Source organism: Spongiibacter sp. UBA1325 (genome assembly GCF_002306875.1).
GTDB classification, from domain to species: domain Bacteria; phylum Pseudomonadota; class Gammaproteobacteria; order Pseudomonadales; family Spongiibacteraceae; genus Spongiibacter; species Spongiibacter marinus.
Genome location: NZ_DBTD01000010.1, coordinates 382,646 through 405,053 on the forward strand (window position 1 = coordinate 382,646; position 22,408 = coordinate 405,053).

Annotated in this window: 19 protein-coding genes; 5 read left to right on the top strand and 14 right to left on the bottom strand. The window is 56.7% G+C overall.

The annotated features are described in order from the left end of the window. Positions 1 to 10: 10 nt before the first annotated feature. Positions 11 to 1,624 (bottom strand): class I adenylate-forming enzyme family protein, encoded by a 1,614-nt coding sequence (locus tag B3K78_RS13775; protein ID WP_286695888.1) that lies wholly within the window; start codon positions 1,622 to 1,624, stop codon positions 11 to 13. Between the two features lie 195 nt (positions 1,625 to 1,819). On the opposite strand from B3K78_RS13775, the gene dapE reads away from it, so the two are divergent. Then, on the top strand, positions 1,820 to 2,956 hold the full coding sequence (gene dapE, locus B3K78_RS13780; protein ID WP_286695889.1) for a succinyl-diaminopimelate desuccinylase: 1,137 nt from the start codon (positions 1,820 to 1,822) through the stop codon (positions 2,954 to 2,956). On the opposite strand, the gene B3K78_RS13785 is transcribed toward dapE, so the two are convergent. From B3K78_RS13785 to B3K78_RS13795, 3 genes are all read right to left on the bottom strand, one after another. Next, positions 2,953 to 3,780, bottom strand: coding sequence for a class I SAM-dependent methyltransferase (locus B3K78_RS13785; RefSeq protein WP_286695890.1), 828 nt, complete (start codon positions 3,778 to 3,780; stop codon positions 2,953 to 2,955). The genes dapE and B3K78_RS13785 overlap by 4 nt on opposite strands. Before the next feature lie 91 nt (positions 3,781 to 3,871). Continuing rightward, a complete protein-coding gene (locus tag B3K78_RS13790; RefSeq protein WP_027873586.1) occupies positions 3,872 to 4,645 on the bottom strand; it encodes a 3-hydroxybutyrate dehydrogenase in 774 nt (257 codons plus the stop codon). Positions 4,646 to 4,666: 21 nt separating this feature from the next. Then, on the bottom strand, positions 4,667 to 5,320 hold the full coding sequence (locus B3K78_RS13795) for a TetR/AcrR family transcriptional regulator (RefSeq protein ID WP_036256060.1): 654 nt from the start codon (positions 5,318 to 5,320) through the stop codon (positions 4,667 to 4,669). A gap of 150 nt (positions 5,321 to 5,470) precedes the next feature. Between B3K78_RS13795 and B3K78_RS13800 the strand changes: the two genes are divergently transcribed. From B3K78_RS13800 to B3K78_RS13810, 3 genes are all read left to right on the top strand, one after another. Then, positions 5,471 to 6,907, top strand: a complete 1,437-nt coding sequence (locus tag B3K78_RS13800; protein ID WP_204995959.1) for a sodium:solute symporter family transporter — start codon at positions 5,471 to 5,473, stop codon at positions 6,905 to 6,907. A gap of 167 nt (positions 6,908 to 7,074) precedes the next feature. After that, positions 7,075 to 9,372, top strand: a complete 2,298-nt coding sequence (locus tag B3K78_RS13805) for a TonB-dependent receptor (protein WP_286695891.1) — start codon at positions 7,075 to 7,077, stop codon at positions 9,370 to 9,372. Between the two features lie 71 nt (positions 9,373 to 9,443). Continuing rightward, a complete protein-coding gene (locus B3K78_RS13810; RefSeq protein ID WP_286695892.1) occupies positions 9,444 to 10,301 on the top strand; it encodes an alpha/beta fold hydrolase in 858 nt (285 codons plus the stop codon). A 23-nt stretch (positions 10,302 to 10,324) separates the two neighbouring features. On the opposite strand, the gene B3K78_RS13815 is transcribed toward B3K78_RS13810, so the two are convergent. The 10 genes from B3K78_RS13815 to B3K78_RS13860 form a co-directional block, all read right to left on the bottom strand. Continuing rightward, on the bottom strand, positions 10,325 to 11,185 hold the full coding sequence (locus tag B3K78_RS13815; RefSeq protein WP_286695893.1) for an acid phosphatase: 861 nt from the start codon (positions 11,183 to 11,185) through the stop codon (positions 10,325 to 10,327). A 91-nt stretch (positions 11,186 to 11,276) separates the two neighbouring features. Beyond that, the gene (locus B3K78_RS13820; RefSeq protein ID WP_204995963.1) at positions 11,277 to 11,654 is read right to left on the bottom strand and encodes a globin domain-containing protein; all 378 of its coding nucleotides are present in this window, start codon (positions 11,652 to 11,654) and stop codon (positions 11,277 to 11,279) included. Positions 11,655 to 11,665: 11 nt separating this feature from the next. Then, the gene (locus B3K78_RS13825) at positions 11,666 to 12,850 is read right to left on the bottom strand and encodes an acyl-CoA dehydrogenase family protein (protein WP_286695894.1); all 1,185 of its coding nucleotides are present in this window, start codon (positions 12,848 to 12,850) and stop codon (positions 11,666 to 11,668) included. A gap of 21 nt (positions 12,851 to 12,871) precedes the next feature. Then, positions 12,872 to 13,765 (bottom strand): VOC family protein, encoded by an 894-nt coding sequence (locus B3K78_RS13830; protein WP_286695895.1) that lies wholly within the window; start codon positions 13,763 to 13,765, stop codon positions 12,872 to 12,874. Beyond that, the gene (locus B3K78_RS13835) at positions 13,765 to 14,841 is read right to left on the bottom strand and encodes a 3-ketosteroid-9-alpha-monooxygenase, oxygenase component (protein ID WP_286695896.1); all 1,077 of its coding nucleotides are present in this window, start codon (positions 14,839 to 14,841) and stop codon (positions 13,765 to 13,767) included. Before B3K78_RS13835 ends, B3K78_RS13830 begins: the two co-directional genes overlap by 1 nt. A 154-nt stretch (positions 14,842 to 14,995) precedes the next feature. Continuing rightward, on the bottom strand, positions 14,996 to 15,571 hold the full coding sequence (locus tag B3K78_RS13840; protein ID WP_286695897.1) for a Tll0287-like domain-containing protein: 576 nt from the start codon (positions 15,569 to 15,571) through the stop codon (positions 14,996 to 14,998). 86 nt (positions 15,572 to 15,657) lie between these two features. Beyond that, on the bottom strand, positions 15,658 to 17,985 hold the full coding sequence (locus B3K78_RS13845) for a TonB-dependent receptor (RefSeq protein WP_286695898.1): 2,328 nt from the start codon (positions 17,983 to 17,985) through the stop codon (positions 15,658 to 15,660). Between the two features lie 50 nt (positions 17,986 to 18,035). After that, complete coding sequence (locus tag B3K78_RS13850) at positions 18,036 to 19,427, bottom strand: FAD-linked oxidoreductase, L-gulonolactone oxidase family (RefSeq protein ID WP_286695899.1); 1,392 nt, start codon at positions 19,425 to 19,427, stop codon at positions 18,036 to 18,038. A gap of 2 nt (positions 19,428 to 19,429) precedes the next feature. Further along, on the bottom strand, positions 19,430 to 19,795 hold the full coding sequence (locus B3K78_RS13855; RefSeq protein ID WP_286695900.1) for a c-type cytochrome: 366 nt from the start codon (positions 19,793 to 19,795) through the stop codon (positions 19,430 to 19,432). A gap of 40 nt (positions 19,796 to 19,835) precedes the next feature. After that, positions 19,836 to 21,119: a DSD1 family PLP-dependent enzyme gene (locus tag B3K78_RS13860; protein ID WP_286695901.1), complete on the bottom strand. Its 1,284-nt coding sequence runs from the start codon at positions 21,117 to 21,119 to the stop codon at positions 19,836 to 19,838. Positions 21,120 to 21,349: 230 nt separating this feature from the next. Here B3K78_RS13860 and B3K78_RS13865 point away from each other — a divergent pair, with 230 nt between their 5' ends. After that, positions 21,350 to 22,399: an AraC family transcriptional regulator gene (locus tag B3K78_RS13865; protein WP_286695902.1), complete on the top strand. Its 1,050-nt coding sequence runs from the start codon at positions 21,350 to 21,352 to the stop codon at positions 22,397 to 22,399. The last annotated feature ends 9 nt before the right edge of the window (positions 22,400 to 22,408 follow it).

Here is a 22,408-nt window from a genome sequence, read left to right on the forward strand (position 1 = left end):
ACCTTAAAATTTAGACGGCAGGCATCTCGTCAGCCATTTCACGGAGTTTGTTCTTGGCGACCTTCTCCAGGGTTGCACGCGGAAACTCGTCGACAAAGTAGACGGCGCGCGGCACTTTAAAGTCTGCCATGTTGGCTTTGCAGTGATCGATGATGGCCTGGGCGAACGCGTCGTCGTCCTCCGGCGCGCCCCAACCCTTAATAACAAAGGCAACCGGCACCATGTCCAGCATATCGTGAGACTTAGCAACCACCGCCACTTCGCCGACGCCGCCGCCGGGAACCTGCATTACCACTTCTTCCACTTGGCGGGCTGAGACGTTTTCGCCACCGACTTTCAGGGCATCTTTATCCCGGTCGGTAAAGTAGAAGTGGCCTTCATCGCCGACGTGAACCATATCACCGGTTTTGAACCAGCCGTTTTCAGTGAACGACTTGTCCATGGCTTCCTGGTTTTTGTAATACTCCAGGAAGATGTTTACGCCGCGTACCCCGTTTACCCACAGCTCACCGATTTCGCCTTTTTTACAGGGCTCGCCGGTTTCGGGGTTAACCACCGCCAAGTGATAGCCAGGCGTGGGTTTACCGATACTGCCCTGCGGCCACTCTTGCACGAAGTCTGAGCGCGTTGCGTGGGTAACGGTTTCTGTCATGCCCCAGCTAGCAAAAGGCTTGGCCTTCAGCCAACCTTCAATTTCCTTCCAGATAATGCCCATCGGCATCACTTTCAGGCTGTGCTCTTCAGGCACGGCCTGGGCACCAATTGCCTTAAAGACGAAGGGAATCATTGAGCAGTGGGTGACTTGGTGTTTGTCGATAATTTCCCAGAACCGGCTGGCGGAAAACTTGGGCAACAATACTGCGGTGCCGCCCACACCCAATGAGCCCCAGAATGCCCAGCTCTGACAGTTCACGTGAAAGAACGGCAGGAAACCCAGGTAAACGCTATCGCGGTCCATATTCATGCTCTGTGAGCCCATGGTTCCAGACCACAGGGCATTGGCATGAGTGTGCACTACCGCCTTCGGGAGTGATGTTGTGCCAGAGGTAAACATAATCCCCGCTGGCAGCATGGGCTCGGCTGGGCGCTCGGGCACGGTGCTGGCATCGCCATACAGGGTTTCGAATAGCTGTTCGTCGTGCTGCTGGTCCGCCTCTGCGGCTTCGCCGGAGTTGTCTTCAGTAACAATCAGCCACTGGATATTTTTGGCGTTGTTCTTAATTTCCTGCACGAACTTCGGCTGGGTGATGACCCCGACTGCCTCGGTGTGCGCAGCAAAGTACTCAATTTCGCCGCCCACACAGCGGGTGTTGGTGGTCACACCCACCGCACCCAATTTGGCACAGGCATACCATGCCAATACCATCTCTGGGCAGTTCTCGGCGTGAATCATAACCTTGTCGTGCTTGCGCACGCCCTTGGCGTAGAGACCCGCAGCGATTTTGCCGGTTTCTTCGTCAAAGGCCTTGTAGCTCCAGCTGCGCTCTTCGCCCGAACGCGGCTCCCAAATCATAAAGGGGTGATCAGGCCGCACTTCGGCCCAGTGCCGCAGGCGCTGCGGAATATCCTGGTCGGCAAAATCAAACTGCGCGGCGGCGGCCGCCACGTTCAGGTCAACACTCATAGCCACTCCTTTATCATCGTTAGGCATTCGATTGGCGTATAACTGAGCCCGATGTTACCGAGCTGCCAAGACCTTCTCTATGACAAAAACACTCACTCCACTGACATTTTGAACAGCCGCAGCCAGCGAACTGCCGCCGCCGATTTTCCCAGCGTTCTCTGTTAAAATGCCGCTTTTGATTTTAGAGCCCGAATTATGAGCCTCAGCCCTACCCTGGACCTTGCCATCGACCTTATCCAGCGCCCCTCGGTTACCCCTGAGGACGAGGGCTGCCAAGCGCTAATGATGGCGCGCCTTGCCGCCATTGGCTTTCATTGCGAGCCGCTGCGATTTGGCGAGGTTGACAACTTTTGGGCGGTGCGCGGCGACGAGGGCCCACTGCTGTGCTTTGCCGGCCATACCGATGTGGTGCCAACCGGCCCCGAGAGCGACTGGCAAACGCCCCCGTTTGAGCCAGAGATCAGCGGCGGTATGCTGCGCGGCCGTGGCGCCGCCGATATGAAAGGCAGCCTTGCAGCCATGGTGACTGCCTGCGAACGCTTTGTGAGTGAACACCCCGACCACCGCGGTCGCATTGCCTTTTTGATTACCAGCGACGAAGAGGGCCCGGCAAAAAACGGCACTGTCAAAGTGGTTGAGTGGTTGGGGTCTCAGGGCGAAAAAATTGACTGGTGTGTTGTCGGCGAGCCCTCGTCGACCGACGCGGTGGGCGATGTGATCAAAAACGGCCGTCGCGGCTCCCTTGGCGCCGTGCTGAAAGTCAGGGGTATTCAGGGCCATGTAGCCTACCCCCATCTGGCGAAAAACCCCATCCACCTTGCGGCGCCGGCACTTGCCGAACTGGCTACTGAGCAGTGGGATGAGGGCAACGACTTCTTCCCCGCCACGTCTTTTCAAATTTCAAATATCAACGGCGGCACCGGCGCAACCAATGTGATTCCCGGCGAGCTTGAGGTGGTTTTCAACTTTCGTTTTTCTACCGAGTTAACGGCGGACATACTCCAGCAGCGCACTGAGGCCATCCTGGATAAACACGGCTTAGACTACGCACTGGAGTGGAACCTGAGCGGTCAGCCTTTCTTAACGTCGGAAGGCCCACTCGTGGAAGCGGCGCAAAACGCAATACGCCGAGTCACCGGGCGAGAAACGGTATTGTCGACCGCCGGAGGCACCTCAGACGGGCGTTTTATTGCCCCGACCGGTGCACAAGTTGTGGAACTCGGCCCCGTTAACGCGACGATTCACAAAGTGGATGAATGCGTGAATGCCGAAGACCTTAACCAGCTCAGCGCTATGTATCAGGCAATGATGGATGACCTGCTGGCGCGTTAATTATTGCCAAAGGCCTTTATCGGGTAGACATCAAAGCGCACGGCCTTGCCGGTCACAGCAAATTGCGGCCTGCCCCTGGCTCCCAAGGCGCTGAGCGCCGGGCCATCGATAATCGGCGCTTTTGGCGGGCGTTTTACCACCACGCGGTGGCGGGCAACCGCCAGCGCCGCGGCGAGTAAGGCGTCGTCATCGTCGTCTTTGCCAACCAAATGATGGAACAGACGCATTTCTTTTTTCACCAGCGCAGACTTGCCCGAGTCGGGAAACATCGGATCCACATACACCACATCCGGGGCCTGATCAGCACTACCCAGACAACCGCTCAATCGCTCGATAGCGCTGCCTTCGTGCAGCGTCATACGCTGTACAAAACCCGCCACGTCAGGGTCTTGTGCCGCCCGCTTAAGCCCGTCGGTAAGCAGCGCGGCTACCACAGGGTGACGCTCGCACAGCTCCACCGACGCACCGTACGTTGCCAGTAGGAAGCTGTCGCGCCCCAGCCCTGCCGTCGCGTCGATCACCCGCAAGCCTTCGCGGCGCCCGCCAATCGCTTTTAATAACAGCTCTTTGCCGCGGTGACGCTTTCGCCACTGCTGAGAAAAATCGACATACACCGGGTGTTCACGAGCACTGGGCGCCAGGCCCAAACTCAAACAGCCCTGGTAATCATAGAGGTATTGCTGCTCGGCAGCCGCCGAGAATTGTGTGGTGCATTCTAATGACAAGGCACGCGCCAAGGCATCGAGTTGCGGGTTGCCCTGGCTAACCACCTGCGGGGGACGCACGACGGTAGACGCTCCCGTCACCATTTTTTTTCTCATCATTGTTATGGAGTCTGCCGCTCTGGTCCGCGATTATCTGAGCGGCGATTGTACCGTGGCGCTCGGCCCTGCGCCTAGCGCGTCACCTCTGGCATTAACGAATGGTCCAGCCGCCGTCGATGACCATTTCCTGGCCGGTCATATTTCGCGCCGCATCACTGAGCAAGAAATTCATCGCGCCGCACAGCTCATCCATGTCGATGAAGCTCTTTTTAGGCATTGGCTCAAGCATAATTTTATTGATCACCTCATCCTCCGAAATACCGTGCGCCAGCGCCTGACTGCTGATTTGCTTTTGCACCAGCGCCGTCTTTACGTAGGACGGGCACAGGGTGTTAATGGTGATATCACAATCTGCGGTTTCCAGCGCGACGGTTTTGGAAAAGCCCAACAAACCGTGCTTGGCCGCCACGTACGCGCTCTTATGGGGCGACGCCACCAGCGAGTGGATGGAGCCCACATTGACGATACGGCCAAAGTTTCGCGCTCGCATACTCGGTAATACGGCGCGACTCAGCAGGGCTGGGCCGACCAATAAAATCTCTGTTAACAATTTCCAGCGGTCGACGGGAAAGTCCTCCAGGGAGGCAACGTGTTGAATGCCCGCATTATTAATGAGTACATCGACGCCGCCCCATTCGTTCTCCAAACGCGATACCGCACCGCTGATGTGCTCTTGATTGGTAACATCCAGTGGCAGGGCCAATACCTCAGCCGCCGCCCCGTTCAGTGACTGCGCAGCGCTAGTAACCGCTTGTTCGTCAGCGTCAGTGAGGCAAACTCGAAAGCCTTGTTTCGATAAATCAGCCGCAAGGGCCAGCCCAATGCCGCTGGCCGCGCCGGTAACTAACGCTGTTTTGTGTCGCATGTTTGCCTCATCGTATTTGAGTTATTGGGGAGTTCGCTCTTCACCACATACCGCGCGAAAGCCCGCGGCCATAAAGGGAATCATTCGGTCGTAGGCGGCATCAAAATCCGACGACAGACACTTGCCACCCGACAAGCGGTCGATACGACCGGTCTGCGCTAGGGTTAGCGCCAGGGCACCCGATACATAGTGATAACACCAGTGCAGGTCTTCATCCCGCGCCGTTGGGAAAATCTGCCGCAGCGCGGCAATGAAATCGCCCACGTGTTTGTCAAAGGTGTTTTCCATCATTTCCCGGCTCCACACCGGCGATGTCATTACATAGGCGAGCAGCGCCATGTAGTTTTTCCATCCTGGATCACCGCTCTCCTGAGCCAGCTTTAGCGGCAACAAAAATGCCTCAATTACCTGCTCTAAGCGCTGCGGTTCTCCATCGGTAAACTGCTCCTGCAATACCTGGCGGCGGGTGCTTCCGAGGTGTTCTGCACGGCGATTAAACACCGCGTAGAAAACATCTAACTTCTTGCCGAAGTGGTAATTGGCCAATGCAACATCCACCTTTGCACCAGTGGAAATTTGCCGCATGGTGACGCCGTCATAGCCGTGACGGGCAAAGAGCTCCTCTGCCACGTCCAGTATTCGCTCGCTCTTCACCGCATTTGTTTTTCTTGTCATTGTGCCACCCAGTTTTTCTAACACTGCAAATTGCCCGCTGCAGTGTTCGCGTTTGCTTGTGATGTAGACAGTGTTTTGCCATCGCTTGTATATTCAACGCTTGTTGAATATAGTGACTCACCAATAAATAAAATACAAGGCGGATGGTACATGATATCGACAGAGGTCTTTAAATATGTGCTGACTGGTGGCTATGTTGCACTGGTCTACTGGCTCTCCTGGATAGGCATGCGCCGCACGCAGGACATTAGCGGCTTCGCCATCGGCAACAAAGACATGAGCCCCTATATCATCGGCATTACGCTGGCAGCCTCGATCGCCTCCACGGCGACCTTTGTGATCAACCCCGGCTTTGTTTATGTGCACGGCGTTTCTGCCTATATGCACTACGCCGTCGCGGGGTCGGCCGGCATTCTTAGCGCATTCTTGGTCTTGTCACGCGGCTTCTTGCGCCTTGGCGAAGAGAAGCAGGCACTGACGCTTCCAGACTGGATATACCACCGCTACCAACACCGCGGCTTCAGCCTGTTTTTCGCCTTTATTAATTTATTATCGGTGAGCTTCGTGGTGCTTATTCTGGTCGGTTGCAGTCTGTTAATGACGGGCATCTTCCCTATCGAGCAAAAGCCAGCGTTGGTCATTGTGTTGCTGTTTGTATTCTCTTATGTGCTGATGGGCGGCACCTATGCCCACGCCTACACCAACACCTTGCAAGGCATAATGATGATCGTGGTCACCCTGCTGCTATTCGCCCAGGGCGCGGACTATTTCAACGGCGATTTTTTATCCTCACTGCGCGATATTGGCGAAGGCTACGCCGCAGTAATGAACACCGACAGCAATCTTTACTACGATTTTTTCTCGGTTTTCGGCGCGGGTTTTATCATTACCTTTGCACTGATGTTGCAGCCACATATTCTCACTAAAGTGCTGTATTTACGCAGCGAAGCGGACATCGGCAAATTCATTGGCACCACGGTTGTGGTCGGCACGCTGTTCACGCTTATTCTCATGGTCGGTCTTTACGCGCGACTCGACGGCTTGGAGATCAGCGCGCAAGACACCGTCGTTCGCGAATACCTGTTGCATCAATTTAGTGGCAGTGTGGTCGGCGAGCTGACATTGACGTTTATTTTTATCACCCTGCTCGCTGCGGGGATGAGCACCCTCGACGGCATTCTTGTCTCGCTCTCTGCGATGGTGGTGAATGATATTGTCTCCCCGCTGAGCAAAAACCGCAGCAAGGGCCTGGCCTGGTCCCGCTGGACCCTGATTATGGTGGGAATCATTGGCTTAACCCTCGCCTGGAACCCACCTCCCTTAATCGGTTTATTCGCCCAGAAAGGTGTTTATGGTTTAGCGGCAGCGTCACTCGTGCCGATGCTATTTGGCGTGTTGTTTCGCGGCAGTTTACCGCTACCGTTGATTGCCAGCGCGTCGATCAGCGCGCTGCTTATCCACTTTTACCTCAATCTATTTGGCGGCATTGCCAACCCCGCCGTGTCGGCGAGCTATGCCATTTTAACGTCCATCGCCTACGTGCTACTCGGCCTGGCTTACTTACGTATTCGCAACGCGAAAAACTAACTGGCCTCGCACAGCGCGGCATACATAAGGAGAAAATTCATTTGACTTTTCAACAATCGTTGAATAACGTCGAAACTGAATTCAACAAACGTTGAACAACAACTTATACAAATCAGTCGGAGCCAAGAAAGCGACTACCCTAAAATATTCAAGCCACAGGTGTTTCTATGATAAGTATAAAAAGTGACAAAAAGCCCCTCGCCGCCCTCATCGCCTTGTGCAGTGTCGCCGGCATTCATCAATCGGCACTGGCCCAGCAGGCCGTCGCCCTGGAAGAAGTACTGGTTACCGCGCAAAAGCGTGAACAGAACCTCCAAGAGGTACCGGTATCGATCACCTCGCTCAATGCACTGGAGCTGGAAAATAAAGGGATTACGTCCGTTACCGAACTGGAGAAAAATGTCCCCAACACGCAAATGCGCGCCAGCCGCGCCACCAACTCTACACTCACTGCGTATATTCGCGGCGTGGGCCAACAGGATCCGCTGTGGGGGTTTGAACCCGGTGTCGGCGTGTATGTCGACGATGTTTACTACGCTCGCCCACAGGCAGCCGTGCTAGATGTCTTCGACGTTGAACGCATAGAAGTGCTGCGCGGCCCGCAAGGGACCCTGTATGGCAAAAACACCGTAGGCGGCGCGATCAAGTACATCACTCGCAGAATGACGGGCGATGCCGAAGCGAAGATCACCACTGCCGTTGGCGCCTACAACCAGCGCGACATGATGCTGTCTGCACAGCTGCCAATTCTCGACGAACAGCTCTATGTCGGTGCGGCTATTGCGAAACTCACTCGCGACGGTTTTGGCGACGTTGATACCGGTTATGACATCAACACCGGCACCTATAGCAGCAGCCAGGAAAACTACAACAAGGATGTGCTTGTCGCACGCCTGAGCGCGGAATACACGCCAAGTGACCGGCTGTTTATTCGCGTTGCCGGCGATCGCACCGATGACAACAGCAACCAGCGCTGCGGTTCACAGTCCAGCCCCACCGCCCTGACGCATCCCGCCAACGGCCAGCCGTTTGAAAGCTCGAGCAACCCCTACGACGGCGCCTGCGGCACCACTCATAAATCCAATGTGGAGAACAGCGGCTTCTCCTTAACCGCCGAGTACGACTTGTCTGACAACGTGGTGGTGAAGTACATCTACGCCAACCGCGAAGGTGAAACCCAGCAGTTCATCGACTTTGACGGAACCCCGCTGGACGCCTTCGACGTACCCGCCAAGTACAGCGATGAGCAGGAGTCCCACGAGCTGCAATTTAACTACGGCAGCGGCCGTCTGGCCTTCGTCGGTGGCCTCTATTATTTCACCGGCAACTCAGCCGGTGCCTTCGACGTGGTACTCAATGGACTCGGCGGCACCCCATACATGGATGGCGACCACTACGATCTGGCGATCGGCGGTGATGTGGATACCACCAGCACCTCGGTCTACGCCAATGTGAACTATGACCTCAGCGACAGCCTGACCCTAACGGCCGGCATGCGCTGGACCAATGACGAAAAGAACTCAAACATTCAGCGCCTGGCGTATAACACCACTAACTCCTTCCCCTATAGCACGCAGCAGGGCTCCGGCTTTACCCACGGTGACCCGGCCAACGACACCCTGCTGGCAACCTTTACCGACATCAGCGATAAAGACGCCGACAAAGACTGGAATGAGATTAGCCCCAGTATCAAGCTCGACTGGCAGATGAACGATGCCGTGATGTTCTATGTGAGCTATGCCGAAGGCTTTAAGTCCGGCGGCTTTGATATGCGCGGCGACGCCAGCAAAAACCCGGATATCGCCAAAGGCTACGATCCGGAAACCGTTGAGACCTGGGAACTCGGTGTTAAATCACAGCTGTGGAACGACCGCATTCGCCTTAATGCCACCGTTTTCGATATGGCCTATGACGACATGCAACTCACGGTGCAGACGGCCCAACCCGCACCGGTATTCTTCTCTTCTGACGTTGTGAACGCCGGTACCGCCGAGATACGCGGGGCAGAACTGGAGTCACTGCTGCAAATTACCGATGGTCTGAGCAGCTCTCTCGCACTGGGATACATGAATGCCGAGCTCACCGAGGTGCAATCGGGCGGGCAGGATGTTTCCGACAGCTGGGAAATGCTCAATGCACCCAACTGGACGGGCCAGTTTGCGCTGAATTATGAGAGGGACCTTGGCAACGCCGGTCGTATCGCCTTGAACAGCGCCCTGTCTTACCGCGATGCATCGCGCAACTTCAACAACGTTGAGTGCAGCTGCGACCAGGACGAGTCCTATACCCTGCTCGACGCCAGTGCCAACTGGTACTCCGCCGACGAGCATTGGACGGTGAGTGTGTTTGTGAAAAACATCGAAGACAAGGAATACAAAACCGGTGGCTACAACCTCGCCTCAGGCGAGCTGGCATTCTACGGCGCGCCGCGCACCTGGACTGCCAGCGTCAGCTACGCCTTCTAATACGCGCCCCGTTGCCCGGAGCCAGACACGTTGGCTGCCTCCGGGCCTTTTTACTCTATGAGCCAGCAATTATGTCTAAAAACTATAAAGACTATTGGTATACCAGTAGCGACGGACTGAAACTGTATGCGAGGGAATATGGCGATGAAAACGCAGACAGTATCATTTGTATTCCGGGATTAACGCGAAGCTCAGCAGACTTTGCCCTGCTGTGCGAGGAGCTCTCGTCACACTACCACCTGCTCGCCGTTGACCTGCGCGGCCGCGGCCGCTCTGACTACGACAGCAACCCAGACAACTACCAACCCGCCACCTATGCCGCCGATGTACTGGCACTGATGGACGCCAAGCAATTGGCCAGGGTGAAGCTGATCGGCACGTCGCTGGGCGGGCTAACCTCGATGATATTGTGCGCAACATCGGGTGCGCGCATCCGTGGCGCGGTGATTAACGACATCGGCCCCGAAGCCAACCCCGAAGGCATTGCCCGTATTAAGGCCTATGTCTGTGCAAGTCCACCACCGGTTACCACCTGGCAGGAGGCTGTGCAGCGTACCCGCGATACGCAACAGCGTGAGTACCCGCTATTTAATGATGAGGACTGGCAAACCTTTACCCGCAACCTTTACGTGGAAAACAGCGACGGCCAGCCGGTATTGAACTACGACCCCAATATTGCCGTCCCCCTGCAAGCGGACAGCGACGGCATCCCCCCTGACCTGTGGCCTCTGTTTGAGGCCGCCGCCGCTACGCCAATGTTACTGTTGCGCGGCGAGTTGTCAGACTTGCTCAGCCGCGACTGTGTGGCGCGCATGCAAGCCATTAAACCCGACCTTCACGTCTTGGAGGTCGCCAATACCGGGCACGCACCCCTGCTAACCGAAACCGAATCGCTCACGGCCATTCGCGCGTTTTTGGCAGAGCAATAGGCTTAGCCACCCGGCAACCTATGCTATCGGTTCGCCGGCCAGGGCATTGCCTGCGGCAACGCGGACAGCGCCGCGGCCTCGGCGGCGCAATCATTGGCACTCACCGCACCAGCGGATCGCAGAGCGACAAGCTCTTTACGCGCGGCTGCCAGAGCCTGCGTAAATTCAGGGTTATTGTGAAGCGCGGCGACCGCTGCTGCACCGACCGCCCGCCCCTCCAGAACATCGCTTTGCCAATGCACATTGCACACCACCCGGCTCTGGCCAAAGGCGCGCCCCCTGGCCAAAATCGCGTCCTGCCGCTCGGGTGCTAGCTCGGCGAGAATCAGCGCCCAGGCCCAGCCCAGCGCCGCGTGCCCCGAGGGAAAAGAACCATCCTTCCTCAGGTAATTCTCTTGTTCAGGGGTACAGCTGGCCTGGCCATTCACCATAAAGGGGCGCTGGCGTTGATAGTGATTCTTCGCTGCGTAGGTCGCAAAGCCCGCATCGGTCAGGCTGCGGCGAAGCAAGCGATATAGCTGAGGGGTTTGTTCGGTGTTGATGGGTAAATCCAGGGCGCAGGAAAAAACGTCTGCGGCGGCGGGAAAGCGCAACTCTGCGTCGCGGCGCGCCTGTTGCCAGCGCGGTGATTCGCGCAGCCTCAACACTTGTTCATTGATCGCCCGATCCAGGGCTTCTGCCGCGCTGCCCTGGGTGGGCGGCGGCGACACCAAGGCCAGACTATTCGGCACCGCCTGCGGCGATAAATAGCCCTGCAAAATCCCGGGCCGAAGCTCTGCTACGGGCGCCAGCGAAGGCGCTGTGGTGGCCGGTGAGCAGGCGGCAAAAAAAGGCAGTACAAACACCAGCGCGGCAGCGCGGCGGAGGCAGCTAAATCGCTTCATGGGCAGTTCCTGTTGTTATTATTGGCAGTGGGGCAGACCCCACCACCAACGCTACGCCATCATGCCCAATCGCGCCATTGCCATTTTGTCATTAAGCCGCTGAGCGCTCCAACATGTCAGTGATTCGCCGCAAGGCTGGCAACAGCATTTTTTGCAATAATTCGGCGTCATCGCGTGGCTGCAGCGCCTGAGCGAAGCAGTCCAGCCATTGCTGACTGTGTCTGGGTGCCAGCCCCAGGCCCCGGTGCGCCGCGGTAATGCACATACTGCCGTTACGCTCGGCATACACGGGGGGCCCGCCCATCCAGCTGATCAGGTACAGACTCAGCTGCTCGCTTACCGGACCGAGATCCGGCGTGTGCATGGCGCGAATTTCTTCATAGGCTGGCTCACTGTCCATCAAGCGATAGAACTCGGCAACAACATCGCGAATACCTCGTTCACCCATAATCTCGTATGGCGTTTGCATGGCAGCCTCACTCAAAGGAAGAAGTCCGTATTCGGCTGTCCCAGCATGGTAGCGCCCAAATTGCGGCCAAACTTGAAGGGGTTATTCGCAACGTGCTGGCGGCCAGCATTAATATCCAACCACGCGCGATTGAGCGGGTGACCGCAGAAAATTCCCTGCGCGCCACAGGCAATGAAAAGCTCATTCACGGCATCGGCGCACTTGCGGGAGATACTGGCAGCGTGGAAACGGCGCTGAATGCGTTGCTCAATGGCGGGCGTGTCACCGGCCTCGGCGGTATTCACAAAATACGCCAGATCATCTTTGAGCATTACCCGGCACTCAGTAATTGCCGACACGGCATTGGCCAGTGCCATTTGCACATTGGGGTCTTTGGCTACGCGTGCACCATCGTTCAAACCAACGCGATTGCGATTCACCTCAACGTAGCTGTCTACCACACCCTGCAGGGCGCCAATGGACGAGCAGGCAACCGCGCGAGTGAAAATCTGGCCGAAGGGCAAGCGGAAAATAGCATTGGTGTTTTCCTTACAACCCGGATTGTCGCCGCTAAAACCGTCCGCACTGCGGTGGGTGCGGTACTCGGGTACAAACACCGGTTCTTTGATCACGATGTCGTTCGAGCCCGTTCCCTGGAGGCCGCTCACATCCCAGTTATCGACGATGTCATAGTCACCCAACGGCACCAAAAAGGTCCGGTAGTCAGGGGCTTCGCCGTCGGCCGCGGGAGGCACCATGCCCCCCAAAAACGCCCACTTACAGTGTTTGGAACCCGAGGAAAAACCCCAGTGTCCAGAGAGCATATACCCCCCTTCGACACGTTTTACCTTACCCACTGGCATGTATGAGGACGAAATCAACGTGGAATCGTCGTCGCCCCACACATCTTGCTGTGCGCGGTCGTCAAACATACCCAGCTGCCAATTGTGGATAGCGACTACGCCCAGTACCCACGCGGTCGACATGCAGCCCTCGGCAAGAGTTTGCTGCACATCAAAAAATTGCTGGGGAGGAAGCTCATAGCCGCCGTAGCGGGCGGGCTGCATAATCTTGAAAAATCCGCTGCGCTGCATCTCGGCAATGGTGGCATCCGGCAGGCGACCCAGTGACGCTGCCTCACCTTGACGCTCAAGCAGAGCGGGAACCATGGCGCGGGCGTCGAGCAACAGCTGTTTACTACGGTTAAAATCACTCATTATTTTCTACCTCAATTCTTGCTAGTTGTCGGCGTGCTGCCAGTGATGGCCCCACTGTGAGGGGCGCGTACTAAAGGTGGGGCGGTAGTGCTGCCAATCCAGCTGCAATCCGCCGCAGCCAAACTCAATCGCAAAACCGCCTGGGCTATTTACATACACCGATACCATCTGGTCGTTGCAGTGTTTGCCCAGCGACGCGGCCACACCAACGTTGTGGCTGCGGCAACGGTCCATAAACAGTCCCAGTTGATCGAGGTCTGGCACCTCAAACATCAGGTGCACACAGCCACTCGCCGCCGGATTCGGGTCTTGGTAAATGGCCAGGCTGTGGTGCCGGGGGTTATCGACATGAAGAAAGTGCAGGCCCTGCTCGCCCAGCTGCATGGAATCGGTAAACTCAAAACCCAGCAGCCTGTGATAAAAATCGATACAGGCGTCAAACTCTCGGGTTGGCAACACATAGTGCCCCAGCCCCATATCGCCGTTGAAGCCCGTTTCAAACGCTGGCACGCCGACCTCGCTTTGCAAGGCTAAACAGTCCAGCGCGCAGCTTTTCACCAGTTCAACTCGCTGACCGCTGGGGTCGTTAAGGGCCAGTCCGTCACGTATTTTGCGCTGCGCACATGCCGCCTCGCTTAGGCGGCTGACGTGCACGCCCTGCTCGGCCAAACGTGTACTCAGTGCCCCCAAGTCCTCATCGGCGGCAAGCTCCCAGCCCGCTGTATGAAAGCGCTCACGCTCGCCGTGCACGACAGCCACTCGCCAGCAGTAAGCGTCCATTTTATAGAGGTCCCAGTCCGCCGAGCGACCCGCCGCCTGCAGGCCAACAACCTGCGTGAGAAAGTGCGCCCATTGGGCGGTGTCACGGGTCTCGATCAGCACGTAACCGAGGGCGTTAATGCGTGTCAGTGACATTACTCTGACCCCGCCTGAGCGTGGGGATACTTGATTCGCGTTTCGTGCTCTTTCAGCGCGGTGATGTTATCCGGGATGTCCGCAACGTCCATATAGAACTGACTGTACCACTTGCGCAGCATATTAATCGGGCCGTCGCCGTCGCACATTAGTGGGTTATCAATGCGAACTTTGTTGTTCCAAATTTCAACGTCCTGCACGAAGGAGTCGACCGACATCTGCGTGTAGGCCTGCACTAAGGCGGTATTTTCCTCTTCACTCAGGCTGGGGTCTTTCTTAACCATGACGCCTAAGCGAATGATGAACTCCTCCATGTTTACCGGCACGTGGCTCACCAGCAGGTGGGTCGTGACTTCGCGCCCATCCATCGAACCGACCATGGTGGTGGTCATATACGCGGGCCCTTCGTAGGTCGCAACGGAGGTAAAGCCCTGGCCCTCGTCGGCCAGAATATCGTGACCACCCGACATCACCTGCGTGTAGGTGTGCCCGTCTTGAATGTTTTTGAAGGTCTGCACTTGGGAGTAGTGAACAGGGCCAAAGTGCGCCATATCGGCCATGTTATCGACCAGCTCACGGCAGTTGGAATGAATGGTAAATTCGGCAATATTCCAATCTGACCACTCGCCAGAAAAATAATCACTGTTGCGGCGTGGACGCTGCTCGGGAATGGGTGGGTGACCCTCCGGATCGTGCCAGACAAAGGCGAGGCCGTTTTCTTCCATAACCGGCATCGAGGGAATCACTGCTTTCGGGGGAATGCGGTCGGCATAGGGGATATCGTCACAGACCCCATCGCCACCCCAGCTCCACTCATGGAAGGGGCAGCGCAGCGAGTTTCCGCACACTTTGCCACGGCTCAAGTCCGCCCCCATATGCGGGCAATACGAGCCGACGACAAATAGCTCGCCGCTCTCCTCTCCCCGAAACGCAACCCATTTACTGCCAAAATAATTTAATGCCGTAGGCTCGCTGCCAAAACTGCTGGCTTTACCCAGACAATGCCAGCCCCTCGCGTAGCGCTCTGGCAGGGGCTTGGTTTCGATGATGTAGGGTTCGCGCAGGGGCTTGTTCATGGCGGCTGTCCTCTGTGTTCGCTGTTGTCACCACTTGTGACAACTCATGGCACACAGAGTAAGGGGCGCCCCGCTACTGGAATTTGATATAGATCAACTGCGCTCAGCTGCCCATCCGAATGGACGACCTCCAAAAAGACGAGTCGAACACCGCCTATTCTGGGGCGATCAGGCTGATCGCACCGCGGATGTCTCCCACCGCATAGCCCGTCGCACGGTCTTGGGGATAGCGTTCAGACAAGGCTTTTACTACCGGTGGCGCCAAATTGCTGCCGTGGCAATTCAGGCATAAACCTTCCACGCCTTGCGCCTTCATAAAGCGATAGCGACCATCCTGCCATTGGCCATCGTTTAGCGCCGCGACCGCCTCTCCCTCAGCCTTACGCCGCCCAAAGTCTTCGAGCACGCCGCGCTCATAGGCGTCGGGCACCGCATTGGGGTTGCGCGCTTTGAGGCTGACTCGCTTAACTGTCCAACCCGTGTCCTGGCTAATTTGCGCGGCAATGGCCGGTGCAATATCCGCACATACGTTGATGGCATGGGCAAAGCCTCCCGACTTCACTGCTGCCTGCAACTGCGGCTTCAAGGTGGCACCAAAGCGCTTCACGATAGGCAGGGCCTGCGCTTGCATTTCAGCAGCACTGGGCTGGGACGGTTGCTGGGGCTCGGCGATGGCCGATACGGCAAGAGAGCCAGCGAGTATGGCGATGAGGGATGTTTTAACAGACATAGACGCGCTCCGAGGTGACATGCCCCACCATTATCGCCGTTTAGGCGAGCAAGTGGGCGGGACATATCGTCGCAGTGACGCCGGAGCTACCAGTTAAAGCGCAGCGATCCGTATACCTGGCGTCCAGGGTTTTGCTGAGCATAGTAGGTTCCCGGGAACAGCACCGAGTCTATCACCTGATTCTGAGTGCGCTCATCGCTCGCATTCTTCACACCCACGGTGGCACTCCACCACTCATCTGCGCTGGCAAGCGACAGCCGCAAATTAAGCTTGGTGTTAGCAGGTACGCGGGTATTGTCGTCGAGGTCGACATCAGTGTATTGCTCACCTTGATGGATGATATCCGCCGCGATATTCACACTGAAGGCATCGCCCAGCGTAAAGTGCAGGCTGGGGCTCAGTGTCGCGCTCACTTCGGGGGCAAAGGCGATACGCTCGCCACTGAGGTCCTGGCGCTGATCAATGCCATCCGTGACCGGCGCGGGCGCGCCTTGATACTCGTCGTAGCGCGCATCAAGCAAACCCAACGACCCCGACATTGACAGCGGCTCCCAAGGCGTCAGCCACTGCCAATCCACCTCCAGGCCCTGCGAGGTTGCCGTAGCGGCATTACTAACGTCGAAGAACACGCCATTAAATGCCAGGACCTGTAGGTCCTCAAACTCGGTGCGGTACAAGGTGGCATTCACGCTGAGACTGCGGTCGAAGAAACGCCCCTTGATTCCCAGCTCCGCCGTGGTTGCATTTTCGTCGTCGAACTCAATGTCTTCGCCGGTGAACGAGATAGCATTGAAACCGCCGCTTTTAAAACCGCGACTCACGGTTGCAAAGACATTGGTTTCTTCGCTCAGGTAGTACATAACCGAGAGTTTGGGCGACACGTCGCGTTCGTTGCGCTCGAGCCCACGCTTGTTGTAGTCCTGGGTATCCAGTAACAGCGGCGTGACACAGGCCAACGCGGGCAGCATGGTGGTACTGCTACAGGCCGACTCTCCCAAACTATCAATGCGCTTGTCTTCGCGGTTAAAGCGCAGCCCCGGTGTCACCACCCAGTTATCGCCAAGGCTCAAACTGAATTGACCAAACAGCGCCAGCGACTCGGTGTTTTGCAAGTAGTGAAAACGGAAATGGTCGTCGGTGGTTGTTTGCGCCAGTAGTCGTAGCGCGGGCAGCAAGATCGCATCACTGCCTGCCATTTGTTGGGCGTCGTCGGTTCCCAGCCAGCTGCCGATGTCATCCCCTAATTGGAGCTTGGCATTAAGTTCGTAGTCCGACTCGAAGTAGAACAATCCAGCAACAAACTGCAAGTCATTCCCCAAGCCAAACAAGCTTTCGGCATTACCCGTAAAGCGCCATTCCAAGGTGTCCTGGCGGTAGTCCTCGCGGTTAAACAGGGTGAGCAAATCTGCCGGTGAAACATCCATATCCTGGTCTTGCTCAACAAAAAAGTCGCTGCGCCCCAATACGGCAACCATATTCAAGTCGCGCAGTGCGCCAACTTCGCCAAAGCTGTATGACAACTTGGCGCTGTAGGTTGTTGACCCTTTCTCCAGCTCGCCGTCTCGGTTCATGCTAGTGGTGAAGTCTTCCGGGTCATCGTCAATATTGGCATCAAAGTCGGCCAGATAGTCGCGCGTATCCGCATCCAGTGCTTTTAGCTGCTTCGGCCAATAGGCCATTTCGGTTTGTGACTCCAGCGCAATGAGCTCGATCTCCATGGCGTCGCTGGGAACAAATAGCAGTTTTAAGCGCTGAGCATCCTGCTCAGAAGCCTCTTGGTCGCGCCCGCTAAACTGATTATGCAATTGGCCGTCGCGCTGGGTATCCATCGCGGCAAAACGAAGGCCAAACCAATCGTTGACCATGCCCCCGGCACCCACCTCGACTCGCTGTTCACCAAACTCGCCTGCGCGCAGCTCGGCGTTGGCGCTGAACGCCTCGGTGACGGGGCGGCTGAATACGTTGAAAACACCTGACACGGTATTCTTACCAAACAGCGTGCCCTGTGGGCCACGTAACACTTCAACGCGACCGACATCAAACATACCTTCGGTAAAATAACCGGCCCGCCCCATAAACAGCTCGTCTTGCACCAGCCCCACGGAGCTTTCAAAACTCGGATTAAAGGTATTGGTGCCGAAACCGCGAATAAAAATCTGCGGAGAACCGGGGTCGTTATCGTCCATGCGAACATTGGGAACAAAAACCGACAGCTCCTGCAAATCGCCGATTGCGGCATCCTGCATAAACTCGCCGTCGACAGCGGTCACCGAAATAGGCACGTCCTGCAGACTCTGCTCGGTTTTTTGCGCGGTGATAATCACCTCTTCCAAGACCCGCGGCTGAGCCTGCACGACGCCAGCCGAGGCAATACCAACCATACACAGCAGAGGGCGAATAAATGCGGATTTCATCAATAATTTCCTTATTAGCAGCAGCTAGCTAAGCGGTTTAGCACGCCGTATTAGTTGCGCATGCGCGTCCCAAAAACAGAGGCCAGGTGACCATTCAAAAAGCGCCCATCGGGATCGAGTTCTTCACGCAGCGCCGTAAAGTCCTGCCACTGGGGATACAGCTTGGAAAGCTGCGCCGCATTCAGGCTATGCAGTTTCCCCCAGTGCGGGCGGCCCTCATACTTCCAGAATATGGGCTCAACCGCGGCGAAGAAATTGTGGTAGTCCAGCTCGTAAGACTGGTGCACAGAGATCGCACAGCCGTCGCGACCGCTGAACATTGACAGCGGTATATCATCGGCCTTGATATAGCGGTACTCCAGCGGCAAAAAGCTGTTCAAGTTCTTCTTGCGCACCAGCGCCATGATCTCTCGCAAGCAATCCGGACCAGCCTCGGCGGGCACGGTGTACTCCATTTCGTTAAACCGCTGATCGCGCACATTGGCAAACACCTTGTATGACTGGTCGATCACGTCGGGAAAATCCATCTGCTTAGCCAGCGTATTCACCAGCGATGCCCGAGCATTCGGAAAGCCCCCTGCGTATTTATGCACATTGCGCAACAAGCTCACTTTGTCGCCATCACCACCGCCCTCTTTGGGCAGCGTGTTCGGATCGTTAGTTTCGTTCAGTGTCACGCACAGCGAAACATCCGAATGCAGTATGGGAATAAATTCAAAGCGATCATTCTCTTTGCGCAAGCGGTCTACATCTTCGAGCAGTTCGTTGGTGTCCTGCACCCAGGTTTGCTCATGTACGCGGAACGGTTGCCGGTTTTTCATGCGAATGCGGGTAATTACCCCCAAGGCGCCCAACGAAACGCGAGCGGCGGAAAAAATCTCGGGATTATTTTCCGCATCGCAATCGAGTACGTCACCACTGGCGGTAATTAAGCGCAGGCCGCTGACATACGCCGAATAGGAACCGTAGTCGATGCCGGTTCCATGGGTAGACGTTGCAATGGCTCCCGCCAGCGTTTGGTAATCAATATCCGCCATATTGACCAGCGCCTGCCCCGCCTCATGCAGCGGCTGCCCCATCTGCGACATGGGCGTTCCTGCCCAAAATTCCGCTTCTAGGGTGTCAGGGTTATGGCCGATCATGCCCGTTAATTGCGCCAGTGACACCAGCGTGCCATCGGTCGGAACCAACGCAGAGAAGGAGTGTGAGGCCCCAACCGGCCGCACCACGCCGCGGCTGTTTTCCAGCAAGTCGGCAATGGCCGCTTCGCTGGTGGGCGCGACCCGTTGCGCGGGAATACAGCGCTGGCCACCGGACCAGTTCGACCACGGAATCAGTCTTCGACGCCGCGCGGCCGCCGATACGGGGCTCCAACTTGTCACCGCACCCAGGGCGGCGGCCGTTGAGAGTTGCTTAAGAACGGTTCTGCGAGTAACAGCCACAACTATTCTCCCTGTACACCAGCCATCAGTTCGATCAGTGCGACAAAGTCATCCTCTGAGCACTGGGGACACATGCCCATCGGCGGCATGGAATTAAAACCATCTATGCTGTGATCCAACAGGGTGTCCATCCCCTTGGCCATTCGCGGCGCCCAGGCCTCGACATCACCACTGATCGGCGCGCCGGTACCGGCAACACCGTGGCAATTCATGCAGGAGCTTTCGTAGGTACGGCGCAACACATGGTCGTTAATTTGCAGCGCTGCAATCGGTGCGGCTGCCTCGGCGGCACTTTCACCCGTTTCTGAACTGCAGGCAACCAGGCCGGAAAAACCGGCAAGCAGCAGCAATGCGATACGTTTTTTCATTGTTTTTTCCTCTTAGTCCGCCGGGATGCTCGCCAGCGCGTCAAACGTTTTGCGACATTACCGGCCACTGGTCGATGATTTTGCCACCGCGCAGTACCAGTAGATCGCCAAATTCAAGTAGCACACTCTCACTAATCATCGGCCTTAAGAACACGTGGTCATCCACCTGCAAATTGGTTGCCGGGGAGCCATTGACGATTTCCTGGTTGGCGCTGTGGCCAAAGTTAGCGTTGAATTGCAGCCCCTGCGGCGCTTCGTAGTCTGCGCGCCAATAGCCGCCGTAAACGAAATACGTCTGACGCTGATTGACATCCCACCACGAGAAAATAGCCGACTTATCGTCCAGTGCAGGCAGGCGAATTGGCCCTTCTGCCTTGAGCACCGGCGTGGCAATAAACGCCGCGGGGCGATGCCCTTCCAGGGTGGCAAGATCATAGTGGCTGGGCTTGAGCAGCGCCGTTCCCACACTCACTTCGGTACTCAATGATTCTCGCTCGTGCAGGCGATAACTCGGACTGCCGCCAGTGTTTAAGGTAAGACTGCCCTGCCACATCGCCGGGTAGCGTTGCCGGGCGAGGTCAACATAGTGCTGATAGCTTGCCATGGCTTTATCGAGCAGCTCCTCGGGGCTCCCCAAAATACCCGGCACCCCCGCGCCAACATGGGCGTCGTAACCCATAAAGCCGCTAAAAGTCAGTTGCTCGGGGTGAGCGTGGATCAGGTCGAGAATAGCGATCAGCGCCTCATCACTATCAACACCACCGCGGTGAAGGCCAACGTCGATCTCAACGTTTACCAACATGGAGGTGCCCAAACGGTTTGCCAGCTCCAGATATTGTTGCAGCCGCTGTGGGGTATCTATTAACCACTGCAGCTGGCGAGAGGGGTCAAAACTACCGCGATGGCGCGCGTAAAATTCCTCGGCCGACTTAACCGGCAATGGCTTACCCAGCAGTAGATCAGCGTCGGGGATATTTCGTGCATCGTGATTTAAAAAGGGTTGGTGGAAACTCATGAATCGCTTACTCCCCGACTTGGCTGACACATAGTCAAGGAGCTTCATGCTGGGCAGTGACTTTTCTACAATGCGATAGTGCTTGCCGGTTTTGGCCAGACTGTCGGTGACCAAGGCCAGGTTATAGTCAATGCGATCCAGGTCTATCACCATCACCGGGCGCATAGGACCATTGCGCTGTAACTCGTCGTTAAGGCGGCGAAAATAGGCGTTATAAGGCTCGCCGTTGTCACCGGGGCGCAACCACAAGCCGCCCAGCCCTGCCGCCATTGTGGCGCCAGCGGCCGCTAATACCCGGCGGCGCTTCATAGCCTGCCTTCCTGAAATTGCCCGAACGTCCACACTGTATTCATTATTATCATTGCCTCTCCGTTGCTGGCTGCACAAGGGGTAGTTAGTGCATAGCATAGCTCGCTCTGACAAGGGCATCTTGACCTTAATGCCTGGAAATTGACCCAACTGTCCACGGTTGGCAGATGATCAGCGCGCCGGACTGTAGTACCTTAAGGCAACGATTCACAGTTCACACACGCCAAACCATGCACAAGGCCAGCCCAGACAACGATGCAATGCAGTACACCGTTGCGGTGCACTTCCTGCGATTGCTCACCGATTACTGCGACGCCAACGGTCTGCCTGCCTCAAAGCTACTGGAAAGCCACGGCCTGCCTGTTGAACTGCTGGAACAACCCGAAAAACGCATCCCCTACCTCTGTTATGCAAGCATGCTCGACAGTGCCGCAGCGCAGTTGCGCGACCCGCACTTAGGCTTGCATATGGGCCAGTTCGTGCGGCCAGGACATGTGGGGGTGGGCGCGCTGGCGCAGTTCGCCTGCGCCAATGTGGAACAGCAGGTACAGCGCTTAGTGCGTTACTCGGGTTTAGACTACGACGCTTTCCGGGACGAGGTGGTGCACGAAAACGGCGATATTGTGCTGCGCTGGCATTGTCTGTTGCCGCCGGAAATCGCCCTTAGCCACCACCATGCCGAGCTCAACTTCGCCGTTGTCAAAACCCTTGCTCCTCAGTTTACCGGCAGCGATATTCGCGCCACGTGGATCCGGTTTCGGCATCCAGCACCGGAAGACAGCGAAGAATTGCAACGCTTCTTCGGCTGCCCGGTATATTTCGATGCCGACGTCGACAGCCTCGCCTTCCCGGAGGCGGCACTGGATTTGCCGATACAAATGGCCAATGTTCAGGCGCTGGCCATGCTCGACGACATTTGTGAACAGCAACTGAAGCAGCTAAGCCGGGCGCAGCCGCCGCAATGGCTGAAAGATTGCAAACGCAGCATTGCCGAGCAACTGCATAATGGCACCCCGGACCTAAGCCACATCGCACAGAAACTGGAGGTCAGCCCACGCAAGCTGCGGCGCCTGCTGGCTGAGCAAGAGTTGAGCTTTCGGCAATTGATCGACGAACTGCGTCAAACCCTGGCCGAGCAGTATATGGCTGACCCGGAACTGAGCCTGGCGGATGTCGCAGCACTGCTGGGGTTCTCAGAACAAAGCTCATTCCAGCGCGCCTATCGCCGCTGGACAGGCGAGTCACCGGGGAAAAGTCGCCGCTCGGCGCGCAGTGAATAAGCCCGGGCG

Excerpts from the sequence above, each read along its gene's own strand:
- B3K78_RS13775 (WP_286695888.1), bottom strand. The coding sequence starts at position 1,624 with ATGAGTGTTGACCTGAACGTGGCGGCCGCCGCCGCGCAGTTTGATTTT.
- dapE (WP_286695889.1), top strand. The coding sequence starts at position 1,820 with ATGAGCCTCAGCCCTACCCTGGACCTTGCCATCGACCTTATCCAGCGC.
- B3K78_RS13785 (WP_286695890.1), bottom strand. The coding sequence starts at position 3,780 with ATGATGAGAAAAAAAATGGTGACGGGAGCGTCTACCGTCGTGCGTCCC.
- B3K78_RS13790 (WP_027873586.1), bottom strand. The coding sequence starts at position 4,645 with ATGCGACACAAAACAGCGTTAGTTACCGGCGCGGCCAGCGGCATTGGG.
- B3K78_RS13795 (WP_036256060.1), bottom strand. The coding sequence starts at position 5,320 with ATGACAAGAAAAACAAATGCGGTGAAGAGCGAGCGAATACTGGACGTG.
- B3K78_RS13800 (WP_204995959.1), top strand. The coding sequence starts at position 5,471 with ATGATATCGACAGAGGTCTTTAAATATGTGCTGACTGGTGGCTATGTT.
- B3K78_RS13805 (WP_286695891.1), top strand. The coding sequence starts at position 7,075 with ATGATAAGTATAAAAAGTGACAAAAAGCCCCTCGCCGCCCTCATCGCC.
- B3K78_RS13810 (WP_286695892.1), top strand. The coding sequence starts at position 9,444 with ATGTCTAAAAACTATAAAGACTATTGGTATACCAGTAGCGACGGACTG.
- B3K78_RS13815 (WP_286695893.1), bottom strand. The coding sequence starts at position 11,185 with ATGAAGCGATTTAGCTGCCTCCGCCGCGCTGCCGCGCTGGTGTTTGTA.
- B3K78_RS13820 (WP_204995963.1), bottom strand. The coding sequence starts at position 11,654 with ATGCAAACGCCATACGAGATTATGGGTGAACGAGGTATTCGCGATGTT.
- B3K78_RS13825 (WP_286695894.1), bottom strand. The coding sequence starts at position 12,850 with ATGAGTGATTTTAACCGTAGTAAACAGCTGTTGCTCGACGCCCGCGCC.
- B3K78_RS13830 (WP_286695895.1), bottom strand. The coding sequence starts at position 13,765 with ATGTCACTGACACGCATTAACGCCCTCGGTTACGTGCTGATCGAGACC.
- B3K78_RS13835 (WP_286695896.1), bottom strand. The coding sequence starts at position 14,841 with ATGAACAAGCCCCTGCGCGAACCCTACATCATCGAAACCAAGCCCCTG.
- B3K78_RS13840 (WP_286695897.1), bottom strand. The coding sequence starts at position 15,571 with ATGTCTGTTAAAACATCCCTCATCGCCATACTCGCTGGCTCTCTTGCC.
- B3K78_RS13845 (WP_286695898.1), bottom strand. The coding sequence starts at position 17,985 with ATGAAATCCGCATTTATTCGCCCTCTGCTGTGTATGGTTGGTATTGCC.
- B3K78_RS13855 (WP_286695900.1), bottom strand. The coding sequence starts at position 19,795 with ATGAAAAAACGTATCGCATTGCTGCTGCTTGCCGGTTTTTCCGGCCTG.
- B3K78_RS13860 (WP_286695901.1), bottom strand. The coding sequence starts at position 21,119 with ATGAAGCGCCGCCGGGTATTAGCGGCCGCTGGCGCCACAATGGCGGCA.
- B3K78_RS13865 (WP_286695902.1), top strand. The coding sequence starts at position 21,350 with ATGCACAAGGCCAGCCCAGACAACGATGCAATGCAGTACACCGTTGCG.